Here is an 18,614-nt window from a genome sequence, read left to right on the forward strand (position 1 = left end):
AGGCTCGACGTCCTGGTCAACAACGCCGGCGTCGGCACTGCGGGGGCCGCGGAGGAACGCTCGATCGCCGAGGACCAGGCCGTCTTCGACACCAAGGTCGCGGTGCCCCGGTGGGCCCCCGGTATCAAGAGTCGCATCGGGGTACGACACCGCGCTGTTCGAACAGGCCGATGTCGCCGGGGTCGCAGTGCCCGGACGCGGGAGGCTTCAGGATCGCTGTTTCGCCGTTCGCGGGCAAGGCCGTCCGGTGCGTGACCGCATTCACGTACCGGCGCGTACGGGTGAGCCTGCGGGTCGGTTCTGGCCCCCTAGGCCGTTATGCGGTGAGTTTCACCTCTTCATCGAGGGGTACGGCCCACACCCGCCGTCGTTGGACGGTGGCGACTTCCCGCAGGTCCGATAGACTGAGAGCGGCGGTTCCGCCGGATGGCGAAGCTGGCAGGCCATCGGTGTATTCAGGTGGCGCAGCTCGTAAGCCATCGAAACAGCCCAGCAAACTGAGGAGTTGCAGTGGCCCGAGGTGACGGTCGACTCACCACGGAACTCGATCCCGACAATCCCGGCCCCCGCGACGCCTGCGGCGTCGTCGGCATCTGGGCCCCCGGGGAAGAGGTCTCGAAACTCACTTACTTCGGGCTCTACGCGCTCCAGCACCGCGGCCAGGAAGCCGCGGGCATCGCCGTCTCCGACGGCGCGCGCACCGTCGTCTACAAGGACCTCGGCCTGGTCGCCCAGGTCTTCGACGAGTCCACGCTCGCGCCCCTCCAGGGCCACCTGGCCATCGGCCACGCCCGCTACTCCACCACCGGTGCCCCCACCTGGGAGAACTCCCAGCCGACCATCCGGTCCACGACCACGGGCACCGCGATCGCCTTGGCGCACAACGGCAACCTGGTGAACACCGCCGACCTCGTCAAAGAGGTCGACCGCCTGGGCATCGACATGGGCACCACCACCTCCGACACGCACCTCATCACCGCGCTCCTGGCGGCGCACCCGGACGAGTCCGTGGCCGCCGCGGCCGAGCGCGTGCTCCCGCAGCTGCGCGGCGCGTTCTGCCTGGTCTTCATGGACGAGAACACGCTGTACGCCGCCCGCGACCCGCAGGGCGTGCACCCGCTCGTCCTCGGCCGCCTCGCCTCCGGGTGGGCCGTCGCGTCCGAGACCGCCGCGCTCGACACGATCGGCGCCCACTTCGTGCGCGAGGTCGAGCCCGGCGAGCTGCTCACCATCGACGAGCACGGCCTGCGCTCCACCCGCTTCGCGAACCCCGAGCCCAAGGGCTGCCTGTTCGAGTACGTCTACCTCGCCCGCCCCGACACGAAGCTGGCCGGGCGCAACGTCTACGCCACCCGCGTCGAGGTCGGCCGCACCCTCGCCCGCGAGTTCCCGGTGGAGGCGGACCTCGTGATCGGCGTCCCCGAGTCCGGCATTCCGGCCGCGATCGGGTTCGCCGAGGAGTCCGGGATCCCCTACGGCCAGGGCTTCACCAAGAACCAGTACGTGGGCCGCACCTTCATCCAGCCTTCGCAGTCGCTGCGGCAGTTGGGCATCCGCCTGAAGCTCAACCCGCTCGTCGACCAGATCAAGGGCAAGCGCCTGGTCATCGTCGACGACACGATCGTGCGCGGCAACACCCAGCGCGCCCTCGTCCGGATGCTCCGCGAAGCGGGCGCGGTCGAGGTCCACATCCGCATCTCCGCGCCGCCGGTCAAGTGGCCGTGCTTCTACGGCATCGACTTCGCCACCCGCGCCGAGCTCATCGCCGGGGCGCTCGACACCGACGGGATCCGCGCCCAGATCGGCGCCGACTCGCTCGGGTACGTCTCGATGGACGGCCTCGTCCGCGCCACCGAGCAGCCCGCGTCCCGCCTCTGCATGGCCTGCTTCGACGGCCACTACCCCATCGAACTGCCCGCTTCCGATCTGATCGGCAAGCACCTCATGGAAGCGCCGCAGGCAGCGAAGCCGGGCGTCCAGCGATCGACCGAAGCGAGCACGCAAGTGCGGGAAGGGACCACAGCGTGAGCAGCGGCACCACCACTCCGAGGAAAATCTCCTACCAGTCCGCGGGCGTCGACATCGACGCCGGCGACCGGGCGGTCGACGCCCTCAAGCCCCTCATCAAGAAGACCGTCCGGCCCGAAGTGGTCGGCGGCATCGGCGGGTTCGCCGGGCTGTTCGCGCTCGACACCGAGAAGTACAAGAAGCCGCTGCTCGCCTCTTCCACGGACGGCGTCGGCACGAAGCTCGTGATCGCCCAGAAGATGGACATCCACGACACGGTCGGCATCGACCTGGTCGCGATGGTCGTCGACGACCTCGTCGTGTGCGGCGCCGAGCCGCTGTTCCTCCTCGACTACATCGCCACCGGCCAGGTCGTGCCGGAGAAGATCGCCGCCATCGGTGGCGGCATCGCGGACGGCTGCCGCTACGCCGGCTGCGCGCTCATCGGCGGCGAGATCGCCGAGCACCCGGGCGTCATGAAGCCCGACGACTACGACATCTCCGCCACCGGCGTGGGCGTCGTCGAGGCCGACCAGCTGCTCGGCCCCGAGCGCGTCAAGCCCGGCGACGTCGCGATCGCCATGCGCGCCTCCGGCGTCCACTCCAACGGCTTCTCGCTCGTGCGCGAGGCCCTGTTCGGCGTCGGCAAGATGGACCTGGGCACCGTGGTGCCCGAGTTCGGCAACCAGCGGACCCTCGGCGAGGAGCTGCTGACCCCGACCCACATCTACGCCAAGGACTGCCTCGAGCTCGCCAAGGAGTGCGACGTGCACGCCTTCGCGCACATCACCGGCGGCGGCATCGCCGGGAACCTCGTGCGCTCGGTCCCCGAGGGCCTCCAGATCGAGGTCGACCGCGGCACCTGGACGCCGAACCCCGTGTTCGACGTCGTCCAGCGCATCGGCGGCATCGGCGACGAGGAGATGGAGCGGACCTTCAACATGGGCATCGGCATGGTCGCCATCGTCGCCCCCGACCAGGTCGACCGGTCGCTGGCGGTGCTCACCGCCCGCCACGTCGAGGCCTGGACCATCGGTGAGATCGCCGCGGGCGACGCCGGCGTCAAGCTCTCGGGCGCGTATCTGACGGCTGGCTAGGGATCTCCGGATCCCCTCCGGCATCCGCATCCGCTTGACCTGCGGTCGAGGCTTCGGCCTCGGCCGCTTCGAGCGCGTCCCGGTGCTGCTTCGCCTTGGTGCTGAGCCACAGCCAGATCAGGCCGAGCGTGGGCAGCACCGCGGCACTGATGAGCGCCGGGACCAGGTGCAGGGTCGGCGTGAGCATGACGCCGAGGATGAGCAGCACCGAGATCAGGATCGTGCGCCGCGTCGCGGGGTCGAACACCGACAGCGGCCCGAGCGGGATCGTGTGCCACGGCACGCGCTTGGCGCTGCGGATGATGATGAGGCCCAGCAGGAACCCGGCCGGCTCGTCCGAGAACCAGTGCTGGCCCAGGAAGATCTGCGAGCTGAACACGATCGCCGGCGGGGCCAGCAGGAGCGTCCAGCGCGCCCATGCGGGGATGACGTGGCCGATGAGCATCACGATGAGGCCGAACAGCAGGACCGAGTTCACCGCGTGCCCTGAGGGGAACGCGGTGGCGTCGGCGATGTTCGGTCCGCCGCCCTCGGAGTGGTACGTGAAGAGCAGCGGCCCGTCGGGGGAGACCTCCCGCAGCGCGTACGGGTGCTGCGAGAGCGGGCGGCCCAGGAGGTGCTTCATGCCGAGGATGCTCGCCAGGGTGATGAACGAGATGACGTACATCAGCAGCGGCCGGATCGACCGCGAGCGGAGCGCGCACCAGATGGCGATGAGCAGCGTCACGGTCGCCACCGTGCGGGCCTGGCCGAACTCGGCCCCGCCCTTGGCGACGTTCGCGAGCCACTCCAGGTCGTTCGCGTCCGCGGCCCACACCCGGATCTCCCAGTCGAGCCGCACGAGCCACGACGGGTAGCTCACGAAGAACGCGAGCGCGAGGAACCCGAGGAACATGAAGAGGTCGGGCCACCAGCTCTTGGGCCGCTTCCCGTACGGTTCCCAGTCGAACCAGCCCACGGGGATGTAGCGGCGCAGCGGTGTGATGATCTGTCCGACGAACGCATCGTCACGGACAGTCACACCTCGGTCCGTGATCCCCGCGCTCCTGCGCGCGGTCGCAGGCCGGTTCGATTCAGAAGGCATAGATGGATGTTCGCCTGCGAAAGTGAATTTTGATGCCGCCACACCCGAACTGGACCGAATTTGTTATCAGGTCGGTATATATGGTGTGGTTTGGGACGCAGCCTGATTGAGCTGCGCCGATAGTCCGCGATACCGGTCACGTTCCACCGATACGGGACCGTGACCGAAGGTGTGACCGGCATCGCCTGCGGCTCAAGCGGAAACGGCGCGCGTGTCGGAAGCGGCCATCACAGGATAGTCGGTGTAGCCTGCCGCGCCGCCGCCGTAGAGCGGCAGGTCGGTGCGCAGCGGATTGACCGGCGCGCCGGTGCGCAGCCGCTCGACCAGGTCCGGGTTGGCGATGAACGGACGGCCGATGGCGACCAGGTCCGCGCCCGCGTCCAGGATGCGCTGCGCGGCGGCCAGGCCGCCGTCGGCGGGGAGCGGATCCGATTCGGGCGCCTCGGGATTCGAGGGGTTGGCGATGAGGACGCCCCGCCAGTGCTCGCGGAGCGTCGCGAACAGCGGCGTGGGCGAGGCGTAGGCGAGGTGGAGGTAGGCGAGGCCGAGCGGCGCGAGGGCGTCGAGCAGGGCCGGGAAGAGCGCGTCGGCATCGTCCACTTCGATCCCGTTGTGCGGGTTGCCGGGTGAGAGGCGCAGGCCGGTGCGTTCGGGGCCGATGGCGGCGGCCACCGCCTGGACGACCTCGACGACGAACTTGATGCGGCCCGCGACCGAGCCGCCGTACTCGTCGGTGCGGTGGTTGGTGCTGGTGGCGAGGAACTGGTTGAGCAGGTAGCCGTTGGCGGCGTGGACTTCGACGCCGTCGGCGCCGGCGCGGATCGCGTTGCGGGCGGCGGCGGTGAAGTCGGCGAGCGTGTCGAGGAGGTCGGCCTCGCTCATCTCGCGCGGGACGGGCGGTTCGCCGTGGCCGTGCGGGGTGTGGATGTAGCCGGGCAGCGCGATCGCGGAGGGCGCCAACGGGATCAGGCCGCTGGTGTCGGGGTGGCCGATGCGGCCCCCGTGCTCGATCTGGAGGAAGATGCGGCCGCCCGCGGCGTGGACCGCGTCGGCGACCAGCCGCCATCCGTCCACTTGGGAGTCGGTGAAGAGGCCGGGGACGCCGGGGTAGGTGTAGCCGACCTGGTTGGGCGAGCTGGCCTCGGCGACGATGAGGCCCGCGCCGGCGCGCTGCGCGTAGTACTCGGCCATGAGGGGCGTGGGGACGCCGCCGGCGGCCGCGCGGTTGCGGCTCATCGGGGGCATGACCACGCGGTTCGGCAGGTCGAGGGCGCCGAGGCGGGCGGGTGCGAAGAGGCGCTGGGCCGCGGTGCGGGAAGGTGCGGTTTCGTTCGTCATGCCGGTACCGTAGAACCTAACACCAATGTCAGGTTCAAGGAATTGTGGGGTACGCCATGCGCATCGGCGAACTCGCCCGCCGCACGGGCGTCAGCGTCAGGTCGCTGCGGTACTACGAGGAGCAGGGGCTGCTGGAGTCCGACCGTACTCCGGGCGGGCACCGGGAGTACGCCGAGCGCGCGGTCGACCGGGTGATCCGGATCCAGGTGCTGTACGCGGCGGGGCTGAACAGCCGCGTCATCGACAGCATCCTGCCGTGCATGCGCGACCACGACGGGGCCCGAACGAGGCGGCCACGGCCTCCCTCGCGGCGGACCTCACGGCCGAGCGCGAGCGCATCGACCGCGCCATCGCCGACCTGCAGCGCACCCGCGAGATCCTCGACGAGGTCATCGAGGCGGCCGCGCCGAGCCGGGTGTAGCGCCGACCGCGCTCAGGTCAAGGGGCCCTTGAGGACTGCCAGGGCGGCGTTGCGGTCGCCGGTCCACCGGAACACGTCGTCGGCCGGGGTCCGCCTGCCGCGCAGCAGGAGCAGGAGGTCGCCTGCGGTGCCCGCGATGTCGGCCACCGGTTCACCCGGGCCGAACACCCACCAGTCGCCGGTGTCGCTCGCCTCCAGGCGGATGCACACGTCCGGCGGCCAGGCCTTGCCGCGCCCGATCTGCCTGGGCGCCAGCACGTCGAAGACCTCCGAGATCCCTTCGCACGCCAGCTCGGGGTCGAGCGGGCCCGCTTCGCCCACGGCCCGTTCGGCATCCCACCGGTGCAGCATCATCGCGACCGAGCGCGACCGCTGCCAGTACCCGGCGGTCGGCGGCGTGTAGTAGCCCCACGCGGGCGCGGCCGGGTCGATGTCGAGCGCCATGAGCAGCGCCTCGCCGGTGCCGTCGACCCAGCGGGTCAGCTCGTACGGGTCCTCGGGGACCTTCGGCGGGGACTCGTCGGGCGGTTCGGACCTGCCGTCCCAGTCGGTGACGGCCGCGGCGGCGAACAGGTTCGCCGTGCCCACGTGTGCGGCGAGCTCGGCGAGGGTCCGGTCCTCGTCCCCGTGCTCGATCGGCGCGTCCAGGTCACCACCGGCCAGGCAGGCCCCGAACGCGTCGAGCTCGCGCCGGAAATGGCGGAGAAACGACGCAGCATCCATGCTCCCAAGCCTATCCGCGAGTGTGACCCGTCGCTCCCTCCAGGTCCTCGGCTGCTGAGCGGTGCCGTTTATCGGCGGTGCAGAGGCAGCAATTCCCTTGCAGCGGAACGGTATAACGGCTCCGGCGGTGTGGCGCGGTCGAAGCGGCGGGGGCGAATGTCGTACCGGTCGCGGATGATGGGCGGATGAGCGAAGCACCGGGCGCATCCGACCCGATCATGGACGCCATCGGCCGGGCCGTCATGGAAGGCCAGAACGGCGGCCGCGCCGCCGCCCGGGCGCGCTTGGCCGAGCTCTGGGACCGGATCGGCGTCACCGGCGACCCGCTCCACCGCTGCACGCTCGCCCACTCCATGGCCGACCTCCAGGACGACACCGCGCAGGCCCTCGCCTGGGACGTCCGCGCCCTCGACGCCGCCGACGCCGCCACGAACGATCGCGTGCAGGCGCATCACGCCGGGCTCGAGCTCGCGGGCTTCTACCCCTCGCTCCACCTCAACCTCGCCGACGACTACCGCCGCCTGGCGTCCTTCGCCGCCGCGCAGGCCCACATCGACGCGGCCGAGCGGACCGCCCCGGCGCTCCCCGAAGGCCCGTACGGCGACCTCATCCGCGGCGCCGTCAAGGAAGTCGCGGCGGCCATCGCCGAGAAGGACACCGCCGCAAGGCCTTCCGCCCCAGGTGGCCGTCCTTTACCGTGGAGGAGTACCCGCCACTCCTGGAGACCAGATGTTCCTCAAGCGCCGCCCCCGCGTGCAGACGGGCCGGGAGTTGATCGACCCGGCCCTGTTCGACCGGTTGTGCCGCCGGATCGTGCTCGACTACGAATGCGACAAGGCCAGGGCCGAAAGGATTCTCGATCAGGCCTTGGCATTCCTCTTCACGTGCGCCGGCTCCGCGAAGCCGCTCGCCCCCTCGCCGGAGGTGGACCTCGGCTGGCACACGTTCCTGTTGTACACCAAGGAGTACGCGGCGTTCTGCGATCGCGTCGCGGGCCGCTTCATCCACCACATGCCCGACGACGACCCGGCCGCGCCGGTCGCCGCGGAACCGCCCTCGGTCACCGCAGATGCGATCGGCGCCTTGGGGTTCGCGGTCGACCTGGAGCTGTGGACGGCGCCGGGCCGCCACGGCGGCCCCGGCTGCGAGCACTGAGGCCGCAACGCACCGGGCGGCGGCTCAGCAACCGCCCCCGCAACCGCCGCCACCGCCACCGCCACCGCAGCCGCCTCCGCCCGAACACGCGCCGACAGCGCCGGCGAACCCGCCGTCCCCACCGCCTCCACTTGTTCCGTACCGGTTGCGGCGCCTCGGCACTGTGCTTTCGACGGCACGGGGCACCTGCCGCGTGCCCTCGCGGCTGCGGGCGACCACCGATCGGTAGTCGTAGCCGGAGTACGCCTGCCACACCGATGCGAAGTCACCGGGCAGATCGTGCTCCGCGTCCATGCGGGACCAGAGTCCGGCGATCTCGCGGTCGCACAACGCGATCGAGCGCTCGTCCCAGACCACTTCGAGGGCCTCGGGCGCGGGGGCGTCATCGGTCCGCTCGGCCAAGTGCGCCGCGGGCAGCTCGGTCAAGCGCGCGAGCCGGTGCGTGACACCGCCGATCGTCGCCTCCATCGGCGCCCAGTAGTTCTTGGAGAGCTCATGCTGCGGGAACTCGGTCTCGCGGCAGACGATCATGCGGTCGCGGTCCGGGTCCTTGACGACCAGCCAGGTCTGCCTGCGCGCCCAGTTCCCCAGGACGACTTGGGGCTTGACCACGGGGTCCGGATCGCTCTTGGGGACCTTGATCCGCACGTCGTCCAGCACTGGCCGATAGGCGGCGCTAGCCTCGGCAAGCCGTTCCATGGCGCGGCGCTGCTCCGGAACGGCCCGTGCGATGCGCCCGGCGTGGCCGGCCTTGCGGGGGTCGAGCAGTGCGGCCTCGGCGGCCCAGTCGGCGAGATCGGCGAGGATCGCCCGCTGCCGCGTCAGGTACGCGGCGGCCGCGTCGAGCCATTCGTGCACTCGCTGGATCGGCTGCGACGACCAGTCGTAGACGCCTTCGAATCGCGACAGCCCGTCGGGGGGCTCCGCGAGTGCAGGAGGAAGGTCCGTGTCCGGGTACGACCTGCTTCGCCCGGGCGGCACCGGGATCGCCACCGGGCACGGCAGCGGCATCCGGGACCACACCTCGGCGGCGCACCATTCCGCTGGAGAGAGGAAGACGAACACGCGGACGTACGGACGCGGCGACCGGATGCGCCAACTGGAGCCGTCTTCCCAGCGGCCCTCGCGGATATGCGTCGGGGGCGCGTCGAAGGCGGCTCGCAGGGGCGGCAGCGCCGCGAGGACGTCGTCGAGGTGCGTCGGGATCTTGGAAGGGTCGCCGCACCACCGGCGGCGCCGGTGCGCGGAGAGCCACAGGGCGAGAGGTGAGACCATCCCTCAAGCATGGCAGCGTTCAGGCGGGAGCGGTCCCCCCGAACGCCGTGCGAGGTCACTCCCTGAGGTGGCGGCGCAGCAGGTCCCGCTGGTACGCGGCGACGGCTTCTCGGCGCGATTCGCCGTCCGAGTCGTGGTCGTGGCGCTGGGAGTCCGCTTCGCGGCAGTGGTCGAGGATCGTGACGAGCCGGTCGGGCCGCAGTTCGAGTGCCAGCTCGTCGAAGCACAGGTAGTAGCTGATGAGGAGGTCGAACCCGCCGGGCTCGCACGAGTCGTCCAGGGCCGCGTCCAGCTCGTCGATGAACCCGGGCGGCGCGGGGGTGATGGCCGCGCCGGCGTCGACCGCCGCGCGCACCGCGTCCGCCGCCCGGCGGACCAGGCTGCGCGTGGTCAGGTCGGCGATCGGCGCGGCGAAGTTCGCGACGGTCCACTCCAGGTGCTCGGCGGCGAGCGCGAGCCGCCGCGGCGCGGGCAGACGCCCGAACGCCGCTTCGAGCTGCTCGATCCGGGGCAGTGGCATGGTCGTCGTCCCTTCGCCGCGCCGGCGGGTCCGTCGGCAGCATCGACGGTATCGAGGTGGCGCCGCACCCGTGGCGATACCGGCGAGCGCTGCTTCAGATCGGCGGCGACGAACCGGACGACCGCGCGCTGACGTGCCGATGCGGCGCGGGCGAGCGCTACTTGAGGTCGGCGGCGGTGGGGACGACGACACCGTAGGCGTCGGCGATCGTGGCCAGGGCGCTGTGGTGGAGCTGCTCGGCGCTGACCTCGGCGACGGCCGTGGCGAGCGGGCGGCTCGCGCAGGCGTCGGCCACGACCGTGGGGCGGTTGCCGCGCAGGGCCGCGCCCTCGGCGGTGAAGGTGACGCACATGTGGGTCATGAACCCGACGACGATCACGTCGGTGTTCCCGGCGGCGTCGACGAGTTCGCCGAGCTCGGTGCCCACGAACGCGTTCGGGGCGCCCTTGACCACGACGGCCTCGCCTTCGGCGGGGGCGACCGCGGGGTGGATCGCGCCGTTGTCGGCGCTGATGTCGTAGTCGCTGCCGGGGCCGCCGTCGTGCTGCACGTGGATGATCGTGGTGCCGGCCTCGCGGGCGGCGGCGAGGAGCGCGGCGGCGTTGTCGAGCGCGGGCCGCCATCCGGTCAGCTCCAGCACGCCGCGCGTGTACGTGTTCTGGTAGTCGACGAGGATCAGGGTCGAGCCGGCGAGCGCGGCGGGGGTCTCGTCAGCGCGGCCGAGCTGGCGAAGAGTCGATGAGGGCATGGTGGTGTTCCTCCTGGTAGATATGGGTTCCGGGGCCGCCGGAGCGGCCTGGGCCAACGCTACGACGATTCGCGGATGTCGGCAATGACCGCTAAGATGCAGAAACCGACATGCCTCTGCGACGCCCTCGCCGCCGCCGGACGGAGGATCCGTGCATCCCGCCAAGCGACTGGTCGTGGTCGTGCTCTTCGACCGCATCGACCTGCTCGACGTCACCGGACCGCCGGAGGTGTTCGCGCTGCTCCGCCGCGAGCTCGGCGCCGACAGCGGCTACGAGGTCGTGCTCGCCGCCGAGACCATGGACCCGGTGCGGACCTCGGCCGGGGTCCGGGTGCTGCCGGACGCGACCTTCGACGAGGTGGCGCGGCGCTCCATCGACACGCTCATCGTGCCGGGCTCGGTCGAACTCGACGACGCGAAGCGGGTCCGCGCGATCGCCGATCCCGTCGTCGTCGCATGGGTGCGCCGCTTGGCGGGACGCACGCGCCGCCTCGCCTCGGTCTGCGTCGGCGCCCACGTCCTGGCCGCCGCGGGGCTGCTCGAGGGCCGCCGCGCCACGACGCACTGGTCGACCGCCGCGCAGCTCGCCGCCGACCACCCGGAGGTCGACGTGGACGCGGACCCGATCTTCATCCGTGACGGCGACATCTGGACCGGGGCGGGACTCACCGCCTGCCTCGACCTCTCCTTGGCGCTGGTCGCGGACGACTTCGGGGAGGAGCTGGCGCTGCGGGTCGCCCGGCAGCTCGTCATGTTCCTGAAGCGGCCGAGCGGCCAGAGCCAGTTCAGCGTCTCCCTCGCGCCCGTCTCGACCACGCGGCGCGTGGACGTGTTGCGCCACTACATCACCCGGCATCTGGACGAGCCGCTCTCGGTCGCAGGGCTGGCCGCCGAGGCGCATGTGAGCGAACGCCAGCTCACCCGGATCTTCAAGTCCGAGTTGGGGATGACGCCGCGCGCGTACATCGAGTCGGCCCGCGTCGAGGCGGCCCGGAACCGGCTGGAGACCACTGACGACACGCTGGACCGGGTCGCCACCGCGTGCGGCTTCGGCACGACGGACACCCTGGTCCGGGCGTTCCGCCGGGTTCTCGACACGACCCCGACGGCCTACCGCGACCGCTTCCGGCTCACCTGAGCCGCCGCTTCGCCTGCGGCACAGACGGGACCGGCGGACGGGTCCCGCGACCCGTCCGCCGGCGTGTTCGCGCGTGCGTTTGCGGCCCTTAGCAGGTGGAGACGACGCGGATGCTCTCGATCCAGTCGTTGCGGCTCGGTTCGAGGCTGCTCAGGTTGCGGACGTCGTCGCCCGGGCCGAGGCAGAAGTAGGCCCCGGTGGCGCCGTCGTTCGCGTAGAGGCGCAGCGACCGGCTCGACTCGTTCGAGATCGAGGAGGTCTTGTTGTCGCCGCTCCTGCCGATCTCGTAGGTGGAGCCGACGCCGCCGACCCGCCAGTTGACCAGCTTGTCGCCGCCGTAGCCGGAGTTCGCCCAGCCGCAGACGTAGCCCGAGGAGCAGCCGCCGGCGTAGAACTCGGCGCCGACCTCCCCTTCGGCCTGTGCCGGACCGGCGGTCAGGGCGAGCCCCGCGATCACCGCGGCACATGCGGTCGCCGCACCGGACTTGAAACGGTGCTTCATCGAAGCGATCTTCTCGCTGCCCATGTGCGTACCTTTCGCCGTGCGGCGCTGCCGCGCCGCGATCTCCCGTGCTCGACGCGGTCGCGACTGGTTCGTCGTGATCCGCATGCAGGGAAGACGCACCGAGGTGTGACGAAGGATGCCGTCCGTGAACCTCCTCCCTTTTCGACCCCGTCGGACAACCGATCGCCCGGCAGCGTTTTCGCATTACCCTGGCTTCGTACCGGACCGCGCGGGCTAGCGGACGATGCGCAGACCCGCGAGGCCGCCGTCCACGGCGAGGCTGGTGCCGGTGAGGGATTTGTTCTGCGGGTCGGCGAGGTAGACGATCGCGGCCGCGACCTCCTCGGGGCTGACGAGGCGCCCCGTGGGCTGGCGGGCCTCCAGGCGGGCGCGCTCGGCGGCCGGGTCCTCCGCCTGTTCGAGGAGGCGCTGCACCCACGGCGTGTCGGCCGTGCCGGGGCTGACGCAGTTGACGCGGATCCCTTCGCCCACATGGTCGGCGGCCATCGCGAGCGTCAGCGAGTGCACCGCGCCCTTCGACGCCGAGTACAGGGCGCGCTTGACGAGCCCGGTCAGCGCGGCGATCGAGGTGGTGTTCACGATCGCCGGGGCCTTGGAGTCGCGCAGGTGCGGCAGGCACGCGCGTGAGAGGCGCACCATGCCGAGGAGGTTCACGTCGAGCACGCGGAACCACTGCTTGTCGGAGTTCTCCTCCACGGTGCCGACCGCGCCGATCCCGGCGTTGTTCACCACGATGTCGACGCCCCCGAAGTGCGCCTTGACGGCGGCGACGGCCAGGCGGACCTGGTTGTCGTCGGACACGTCGCACTTGTGGGACCAGTGCTTGCCGCTCTCGTTGAGGTCGAGCACCGCCACGTTCGCGCCGCGCGCGGCGAACGCGTCCGCGGCGGCGGCGCCGATGCCGGACGCGCCTCCGGAGATCACGGCGGTGAGGCCCTCGAAGCCGTTGGTACCGCTCATCAGTTGCTCCTCCATTCAGGACCGTGCGGGTAGGAGAACCGGACCAGGCTGTCCCGCTTCATCTCGGCGGAGAAGCCCGGTTCGGTCGGGGCCCGGTAGCGGCCGTCCTCGATCACGGTGGGTGCGGTGAAGTGCTCGTGCAGGTGGTCCACGTACTCGATCACGCGGTCCTCCATGGTCGCACTCACCGAGGTGTAGTCGAACATGGACAGGTGGCAGACCAGCTCGCACAGGCCCACGCCGCCCGCGTGCGGGCACACCGGCACGTCGAACTTGCGGGCCAGCAGCAGGATCGCGAGGTTCTCGTTGACCCCGGCGACGCGCGCGGCGTCGAGCTGCAGGAAGTCGATCGCGCCCGCCTGCAGGAGCTGCTTGAACATGACCCGGTTGTGCACGTGCTCGCCGGTCGCGACCTTGATGGGCGCCAGGCGCTCCCGGATCGCGGCGTGGCCGAGCACGTCGTCAGGGCTCGTGGGCTCCTCGATCCACCACGGGTCGAACTCGGCGAGGGCCTTCACCCACTCCACGGCCTGGTCCACGTCCCAGCGCTGGTTCGCGTCGACCGCGATCCGGATGCCGGGGCCGACGGCCGACCGGGCGGCGGCGAAGCGGCGGCGGTCGTCCTCCAGGTCCGCGCCGACCTTGAGCTTGATCTGCCGGTAGCCCTGCGCGACCGCTTCGCGGGCCAGGCGCACGACCTTCGCGTCGTCGTAGCCGAGCCAGCCGGGCGAGGTGGTGTACGCCGGGTAGCCGTCCCGCTCGATCTCGGCGATCCGCTCGGCCTTGCCCGGCTCGGCCTCGCGCAGGAGCGCCAGGGCCTCATCGGGAGTGAGCGCGTCGGAGAGGTACCGCCAGTCGATGCACGCGACGACCTCCTCCGGACTCAGCCCGGAGAGGTACCGCCACAACGGCAGCCCGGCGCGGCGCGCGGCGAGGTCCCAGGCGGCGTTCACCAGCGCGGCGGCCGCGAGGTGCATGACGCCCTTCTCGGGGCCGAGCCAGCGGATCTGCGAATCGTGGGTGAGGCGCTGGTACAGGGCCGCGAGATCCGCGGGGCCGGAGACCTCGGCGCCGATCACGTACTCGCTGAGCGTTTCGATGGCGGCGCAGCAGATGTCGTTGCCGCGCCCGATGGTGAACGTGAACCCGTGCCCCTCGTGCCCGCTGTCGGTGTGGAGCACGACGTACGCGGCCGAGTAGTCGGGGTCCGGGTTCATCGCGTCCGAGCCGTCGAGGCTCCGCGAGGTGGGGAAGCGGACGTCGAGCACGTCCACGGCGGTGATCGTCACGCCTGCACCGTCGGGTTCTCGGTGTGCCCCAGGCCTTCGATGCCGACGGACACGACGTCCCCGGCCTTGAGGTAGGGGAAGCGGCCGGAGAGCGCGACGCCCTCGGGGGTGCCGGTGAGCAGCAGGTCGCCCGGGTCGAAGGCCATGAACTGGGACATGTGGTGGATGATGCGGGCCACGGAGAAGATCATGTCTTTGGAGTTCGAGTCCTGGCGGATCTCGCCGTTCACCTTGGACCACATGCGCAGTGCCTGCACGTCCTCGATCTCGTCGGGGGTGACCAGGTACGGGCCGAGCGGCGTGAACGTCGGGCAGGCCTTGCCCTTCGAGAACTGGCCGCCGGAGCGCTCGATCTGGAACTCCCGCTCGGAGAGGTCGTTGGCGACCACGAACCCGGCGATGCAGTCGAGGGCCTCCGCTTCGGACTCCAGATAGGACACGCGCTTGTTGAGGACGACTCCGAGCTCGACCTCCCAGTCGGTGCGGGTCGACCCGCGGGGGATCTCCACGTCGTCTTCGGGGCCGACGATCGTGTTGGGGTGCTTGTAGAACACGACGGGCTCGGCGGGCGGCTCGGCGCCGGACTCGGCGCAGTGCGCCGCGTAGTTCATGCCGATGCACACGATCGCTGAGGGCTTGGCGATCGGTGGGGCGATGCGCTCGCCCGCGATGTCGATCTCCGGGAAGCCCGCAGTCGTGGCGATGCCGCCGCGCTGTAGGAACGCCCCGTCGATGTCGCCGATGGGGCCCGAGAGGTCGTAGTACTTGCCGTCCGAGAGCGCCACGGGGGTCTCGTAGCCGGGCAGGCCGATGCGCAGGTACTTCATTGCTCTCCTAGCTGGTAGGTCCGGGCGGCGGTGCCGCCGAACACGTCGGGGTCGGTGCGCCCCAGCACTTCCGTGAGGGCGTCCTTGACGCGGGTGTAGGTGGCGGCCAGTTCACAGACGGGCCAGTCGGAGCCGAACATGAGGCGGTCGGGCCCGAACAGTTCGAGGGCGGCCTGTACGAACGGCCGCAGGTCATCGGTGGTCCAGTGCCGCCAGTCGGCCTCGGTGACGAGCCCGGAGAGCTTCGCGGTCACGTTGGGCCGCTTGGCGAGCGGCGTGACGGCCTCGCGCCAGGCCTTGAGGCCGGCGTCGCCGTCGCGCACCTGGGGCTTGCCGAGGTGGTCGAGCACGAAGTGGAGCTCGGGCACGGCCGCGGCGGCCACGGCGGCGGCCGGGAGCTGGTCGACGCGCACGATCAGGTCGAACGTGGGCACGGTGCCCGCGATCTGCCTGAGCGCGGCGACGACCTCGGGCCGGGCGAGGAAGCCGGGATCGGGGCGGCCCTGGACCTGGTCGCGCAGGCCCACCAGGTAGCGGGCGCGGGGGTGGTTCGCGTACCGCGCCAACGTGCTCGGCAGGCGCGGGTCGAGGAGGTCGATGAAGCCGACGACCCCGGCGATCTCGTCCACGGCCCCGGCGAGGTGCAGGAACTCGATGGTCTCGGACGGGTGGCCCCAGTCGGCCTCGACGAGGACCGTGCGGTCGACCCCGGCGGCCTTGAGGTTGGCGCGGAGGTCCGCGACGCCGTAGTCGCGGCGGATCGGCGCCAGCTCGGGGGCGCTGGCGAGCCAGGGGTAGTCGGCGGTCCAGACGTGGTGGTGGGCGTCGATCACTTGCGGAGCGCTCATGACGGTACGGGTGCCTCCTCGGCCAGGAGCCCGGCTCGCTTGAGGTCGTGCCACAGCGCGCCGGGAACAGGGTGGGCGTACATGGCGAGGGCGTCGTCGACCTCTGCGGGGGTGCGCGCGCCGACGAGGATCGACGCGACGGCGGGGTGGGCGGCGGGGAACTGGAGGGCGGCGGCGCGCAGCGGCGTGTCGTGCCGGTCGCAGATCGCCGCGATGGCCTGGGCGCGGGCGAGGAGCCGCGGGTCGGCCTCGGCGTAGTTGAAGTGCGCGCCCGGTTTGGGGTCCGCGAGGATGCCGGAGTTGAACACGCCCGCGGCGATCACCGACACGCCGCGGGAGGTGCAGAGGGGGTAGAGCCGGTCGAGGGCGGACTGGTCGAGCAGGGTGTAGCGCCCGGCGATGAGCGCGACGTCGAAATCGGCCTGTTCCAGCAGGTCGGCGGCGGCCTCGGTCGAGTTCATGCCGATGCCGACGGCGCCGATGCGCCCGGCCGCTTTGAGCTCGGTAAGGGCCTTGTGGGTCCCGGCGAGGGCCTCGGCCCGGTGGTCGTCGGGGTCGTGGATGAGGCCGATCTCGACGCGGTCGGTGCCGAGGCGCTCGAGGCTGCCGAGGTAGGCGTCGTGCGCGCCGCGGTAGGAGAAGTCGAAGACGGCGGCCTTCCCGTTGGGCTCGCCCCAGATGTCCCAGGGGCCTTCGTGGTCGACCAGGACGCGGCCCATCTTGGTGGACAGGGTGAACGCGTCGCGGTCCCGGTTCGCGAGCGCACTCCCGAGCCGGGTCTCGGAGAGTCCGGCGCCGTAGTGCGGGGCGGTGTCGAAGTGCCGGATGCCGCCGTCCCAGGCCGCGTCGACGGTGGCGGCGGCGACCGCCGGGTCGACGGGGGCGAAGAGCCCGGCGAGCGGCGCGCAACCGAGCCCGACGGCGGTGACGGCGACGGCGGAGTCGCCGAGTGTGCGCGAGGGGAGCGAATGCGGATCAGCGACCACGGGTCCTCCAACACGGGCATATGGGGTGGCTCATGAAAACCGCGGCGCAATGCCCGGCCCTCGAACACATATCCTATAGGATATATCCTATGGGAGAAATACAGGCATGGCCGACACGGCAGACGCTCGCTGACAAGGCCTACGTCGAATTGAAGTCGCGGATCCTGCAGAGCATCCTCGAGCCGGGCGCGAAGCTGAGCATCGACGGGCTCGCCAAGCACTTGGCGATCTCGCAGACGCCCATCCGCGAGGCCATGGCGCGCTTGGAGGCCGAAGGGCTGCTCGAGCGCCGGCCGCTGATCGGGTACACGGTCACGCCGCTGCTGACCATCGCCGAGTTCGAGGACCTCTTCGATCTCCGGATGCTCATGGAACCGCTCGCTGCGCGTCGCAGCGCCGAGCGGGGGACCGACCGGCACGACCTCGGGACCTCGGCGATGACCCTCCGCATGCTGGCGCAGACCCCCGAATACCACTCGGACGCGAAGCTCAGCCAGCTCGAGTTCACCGAGGCGGACGCGCGGTTCCACGCCGAGGTGGCCGTGAACTCCGGGAGCACGGTCCTCGCGAAGGCGATCCGCCGCCTGGACGCGCACCTGCACCTCCACCGCGCCTACATCGAGCCCGAGTCGATCGGGGAGACCGAGGTGGAGCACCTGGCGGTCGCAGAGGCTATCATTGCCAAGCAACCGCTTGCCGCCGAGGAGGCGATGCGCCGCCACCTCGAACGCTCCCGCATCCGGCACCGTGCCGCCTTCGAGGCGGCCCGCACCGAGCCGGCCCCGAAACCCAAGCGCGCCAAGGCGAAACGATGACCAGAACCCAAGCCCGAGACGATCGGCGCGGCCTCACGGCCACCGGAGCAGGGACGCGGGCGCGATGCCCCGCGTAGCCCTGTTCATCACCTGCGTGAACGACGCGCTCTTTCCTGCGGCCCCCAAGGCCGTCGTCCAGATCCTCGAACGGCTCGGCTACGACGTCGACTTCCCCGCGGCCCAGACCTGCTGCGGCCAGATGCACGCCAACTCCGGCTACAAGAAGGACGCCGCGACACTCGCCCGCGCCTTCGAAGACGTCTTCGAGCCTTACGACGCGATCGTCACCCCCTCCGGCTCCTGCGCCGCCATGACCCGCGACCAGTACCCGCACCTCACCGGCTCGCAGATCGGCCGGCGCGTCTACGAGCTCTCGGAGTTCCTCATCGACGTCGCCGGCACCGACGACGTGGGCGCCCGCTTCCCCCACACCGTCACCTACCACCCCACCTGCCACGGCACCCGCGCACTCGGCCTGGGCGACAAGCCGATGCGGCTCCTGCGCGCCGTCCGGGACATCGAGCTCGTCGACCTGCCCGCCGCCGACCAGTGCTGCGGCTTCGGCGGCACCTTCGCCCTGAAGAACAGCGAGGTCTCCTCCGCGATGCTCGCGGACAAATGCCGCAACGCCGCCGCCACCGGTGCCGAGTACCTCGCCGCCGCCGACAACTCGTGCCTCACCCACATCGGCGGCGGCATCTCCAGGCTCGAGCGCTCCGCAAGCGCGGCCGAGCGGCGCGTCCCGCGCCCCATCCACTACGCCGAGATCCTCGCGAGCACCGCATGAGCACTGACGCCATGAGCACCGATGCCCAGCCCGCGTTCGTCCCGGCCGCCTCGCTCATCCCCGCCGACGC

18 protein-coding genes and 3 pseudogenes are annotated in these 18,614 nt (G+C 71.2%); 9 read left to right on the forward strand and 12 right to left on the reverse strand.

Going from position 1 to position 18,614, the window contains the following annotated elements:
* From AB0I03_RS25530 to purM, 3 genes and pseudogenes are all read left to right on the forward strand, one after another.
* Positions 1-90 (forward strand): annotated as a pseudogene (locus tag AB0I03_RS25530) (short-chain dehydrogenase/reductase); the annotation flags it as partial.
* Between the two features lie 420 nt (positions 91-510).
* On the forward strand, positions 511-2,028 hold the full coding sequence (purF, locus tag AB0I03_RS25535; protein WP_360417063.1) for an amidophosphoribosyltransferase: 1,518 nt from the start codon (positions 511-513) through the stop codon (positions 2,026-2,028).
* Positions 2,025-3,104 (forward strand): phosphoribosylformylglycinamidine cyclo-ligase, encoded by a 1,080-nt coding sequence (purM, locus tag AB0I03_RS25540; RefSeq protein WP_360417065.1) that lies wholly within the window; start codon positions 2,025-2,027, stop codon positions 3,102-3,104. The genes purF and purM overlap by 4 nt, the downstream gene beginning before the upstream one ends.
* Here the strand turns inward: purM and AB0I03_RS25545 are convergent.
* Complete coding sequence (locus tag AB0I03_RS25545) at positions 3,070-4,125, reverse strand: phosphatase PAP2 family protein (protein ID WP_360417067.1); 1,056 nt, start codon at positions 4,123-4,125, stop codon at positions 3,070-3,072. The genes purM and AB0I03_RS25545 overlap by 35 nt on opposite strands.
* A gap of 255 nt (positions 4,126-4,380) precedes the next feature.
* Entirely contained in the window at positions 4,381-5,526 is a 1,146-nt protein-coding gene (locus tag AB0I03_RS25550; RefSeq protein WP_360417069.1) for an alkene reductase, read from the reverse strand.
* A 56-nt stretch (positions 5,527-5,582) separates the two neighbouring features.
* Between AB0I03_RS25550 and AB0I03_RS25555 the strand changes: the two are divergent.
* Positions 5,583-5,947, forward strand: a pseudogene (locus AB0I03_RS25555) (MerR family transcriptional regulator).
* A gap of 12 nt (positions 5,948-5,959) precedes the next feature.
* On the opposite strand, the gene AB0I03_RS25560 reads toward AB0I03_RS25555, so the two are convergent.
* Entirely contained in the window at positions 5,960-6,670 is a 711-nt protein-coding gene (locus AB0I03_RS25560) for a maleylpyruvate isomerase family mycothiol-dependent enzyme (RefSeq protein ID WP_360417071.1), read from the reverse strand.
* Between the two features lie 185 nt (positions 6,671-6,855).
* On the opposite strand from AB0I03_RS25560, the pseudogene AB0I03_RS25565 reads away from it, so the two are divergent.
* Together AB0I03_RS25565 and AB0I03_RS25570 are read left to right on the forward strand one after the other, a co-directional pair.
* A pseudogene (locus AB0I03_RS25565) lies at positions 6,856-7,353 on the forward strand (hypothetical protein); the annotation flags it as partial.
* 46 nt (positions 7,354-7,399) lie between these two features.
* Positions 7,400-7,825, forward strand: coding sequence for a hypothetical protein (locus tag AB0I03_RS25570; protein ID WP_360417073.1), 426 nt, complete (start codon positions 7,400-7,402; stop codon positions 7,823-7,825).
* Positions 7,826-7,849: 24 nt separating this feature from the next.
* Here AB0I03_RS25570 and AB0I03_RS25575 read toward each other — a convergent pair whose 3' ends face one another.
* The 3 genes from AB0I03_RS25575 to AB0I03_RS25585 form a co-directional block, all read right to left on the reverse strand.
* Complete coding sequence (locus AB0I03_RS25575; RefSeq protein WP_360417075.1) at positions 7,850-9,100, reverse strand: hypothetical protein; 1,251 nt, start codon at positions 9,098-9,100, stop codon at positions 7,850-7,852.
* 55 nt (positions 9,101-9,155) lie between these two features.
* Positions 9,156-9,620: a hypothetical protein gene (locus AB0I03_RS25580; RefSeq protein WP_360417077.1), complete on the reverse strand. Its 465-nt coding sequence runs from the start codon at positions 9,618-9,620 to the stop codon at positions 9,156-9,158.
* A gap of 157 nt (positions 9,621-9,777) precedes the next feature.
* Positions 9,778-10,368, reverse strand: a complete 591-nt coding sequence (locus AB0I03_RS25585) for an isochorismatase family protein (protein WP_360417079.1) — start codon at positions 10,366-10,368, stop codon at positions 9,778-9,780.
* Between the two features lie 151 nt (positions 10,369-10,519).
* Here AB0I03_RS25585 and AB0I03_RS25590 point away from each other — a divergent pair, with 151 nt between their 5' ends.
* Positions 10,520-11,506, forward strand: coding sequence for a DJ-1/PfpI family protein (locus AB0I03_RS25590; RefSeq protein ID WP_360417081.1), 987 nt, complete (start codon positions 10,520-10,522; stop codon positions 11,504-11,506).
* Positions 11,507-11,594: 88 nt separating this feature from the next.
* On the opposite strand, the gene AB0I03_RS25595 is transcribed toward AB0I03_RS25590, so the two are convergent.
* From AB0I03_RS25595 to AB0I03_RS25620, 6 genes are all read right to left on the reverse strand, one after another.
* Positions 11,595-12,032 carry a peptidase inhibitor family I36 protein gene (locus AB0I03_RS25595; protein WP_360417083.1) on the reverse strand — a complete coding sequence of 146 codons (438 nt, stop codon included), beginning with the start codon at positions 12,030-12,032 and terminating at the stop codon, positions 11,595-11,597.
* Between the two features lie 213 nt (positions 12,033-12,245).
* Positions 12,246-12,992 carry an SDR family oxidoreductase gene (locus tag AB0I03_RS25600; protein WP_360417085.1) on the reverse strand — a complete coding sequence of 249 codons (747 nt, stop codon included), beginning with the start codon at positions 12,990-12,992 and terminating at the stop codon, positions 12,246-12,248.
* The gene (locus tag AB0I03_RS25605) at positions 12,992-14,281 is read right to left on the reverse strand and encodes an enolase C-terminal domain-like protein (protein ID WP_360417087.1); all 1,290 of its coding nucleotides are present in this window, start codon (positions 14,279-14,281) and stop codon (positions 12,992-12,994) included. Before AB0I03_RS25605 ends, AB0I03_RS25600 begins: the two co-directional genes overlap by 1 nt.
* Positions 14,278-15,108, reverse strand: a complete 831-nt coding sequence (locus AB0I03_RS25610; RefSeq protein WP_360417090.1) for a fumarylacetoacetate hydrolase family protein — start codon at positions 15,106-15,108, stop codon at positions 14,278-14,280. Before AB0I03_RS25610 ends, AB0I03_RS25605 begins: the two co-directional genes overlap by 4 nt.
* Entirely contained in the window at positions 15,105-15,956 is an 852-nt protein-coding gene (locus AB0I03_RS25615; protein WP_360417092.1) for an amidohydrolase family protein, read from the reverse strand. Before AB0I03_RS25615 ends, AB0I03_RS25610 begins: the two co-directional genes overlap by 4 nt.
* Entirely contained in the window at positions 15,953-16,942 is a 990-nt protein-coding gene (locus AB0I03_RS25620) for an aldo/keto reductase (protein WP_360417094.1), read from the reverse strand. Before AB0I03_RS25620 ends, AB0I03_RS25615 begins: the two co-directional genes overlap by 4 nt.
* Before the next feature lie 89 nt (positions 16,943-17,031).
* Here AB0I03_RS25620 and AB0I03_RS25625 point away from each other — a divergent pair, with 89 nt between their 5' ends.
* Entirely contained in the window at positions 17,032-17,757 is a 726-nt protein-coding gene (locus AB0I03_RS25625) for a GntR family transcriptional regulator (protein ID WP_360417096.1), read from the forward strand.
* Positions 17,758-17,821: 64 nt separating this feature from the next.
* Positions 17,822-18,544: a (Fe-S)-binding protein gene (locus tag AB0I03_RS25630; RefSeq protein WP_360417098.1), complete on the forward strand. Its 723-nt coding sequence runs from the start codon at positions 17,822-17,824 to the stop codon at positions 18,542-18,544.
* Positions 18,545-18,614 lie beyond the last annotated feature (70 nt).

This window comes from Glycomyces sp. NPDC021274 (genome assembly GCF_040641195.1).
Lineage (GTDB): Bacteria > Actinomycetota > Actinomycetes > Mycobacteriales > Micromonosporaceae > Glycomyces.

Coding starts and splice junctions, on each gene's coding strand:
- AB0I03_RS25585 (WP_360417079.1), bottom strand. CDS start 10,368: ATGCCCTCATCGACTCTTCGCCAGCTCGGCCGCGCTGACGAGACCCCC.
- AB0I03_RS25570 (WP_360417073.1), top strand. CDS start 7,400: ATGTTCCTCAAGCGCCGCCCCCGCGTGCAGACGGGCCGGGAGTTGATC.
- AB0I03_RS25610 (WP_360417090.1), bottom strand. CDS start 15,108: ATGAAGTACCTGCGCATCGGCCTGCCCGGCTACGAGACCCCCGTGGCG.
- AB0I03_RS25615 (WP_360417092.1), bottom strand. CDS start 15,956: ATGAGCGCTCCGCAAGTGATCGACGCCCACCACCACGTCTGGACCGCC.
- AB0I03_RS25575 (WP_360417075.1), bottom strand. CDS start 9,100: ATGGTCTCACCTCTCGCCCTGTGGCTCTCCGCGCACCGGCGCCGCCGG.
- AB0I03_RS25625 (WP_360417096.1), top strand. CDS start 17,032: ATGGGAGAAATACAGGCATGGCCGACACGGCAGACGCTCGCTGACAAG.
- AB0I03_RS25630 (WP_360417098.1), top strand. CDS start 17,822: ATGCCCCGCGTAGCCCTGTTCATCACCTGCGTGAACGACGCGCTCTTT.
- AB0I03_RS25595 (WP_360417083.1), bottom strand. CDS start 12,032: ATGGGCAGCGAGAAGATCGCTTCGATGAAGCACCGTTTCAAGTCCGGT.
- AB0I03_RS25550 (WP_360417069.1), bottom strand. CDS start 5,526: ATGACGAACGAAACCGCACCTTCCCGCACCGCGGCCCAGCGCCTCTTC.
- AB0I03_RS25600 (WP_360417085.1), bottom strand. CDS start 12,992: ATGAGCGGTACCAACGGCTTCGAGGGCCTCACCGCCGTGATCTCCGGA.
- AB0I03_RS25580 (WP_360417077.1), bottom strand. CDS start 9,620: ATGCCACTGCCCCGGATCGAGCAGCTCGAAGCGGCGTTCGGGCGTCTG.
- AB0I03_RS25560 (WP_360417071.1), bottom strand. CDS start 6,670: ATGGATGCTGCGTCGTTTCTCCGCCATTTCCGGCGCGAGCTCGACGCG.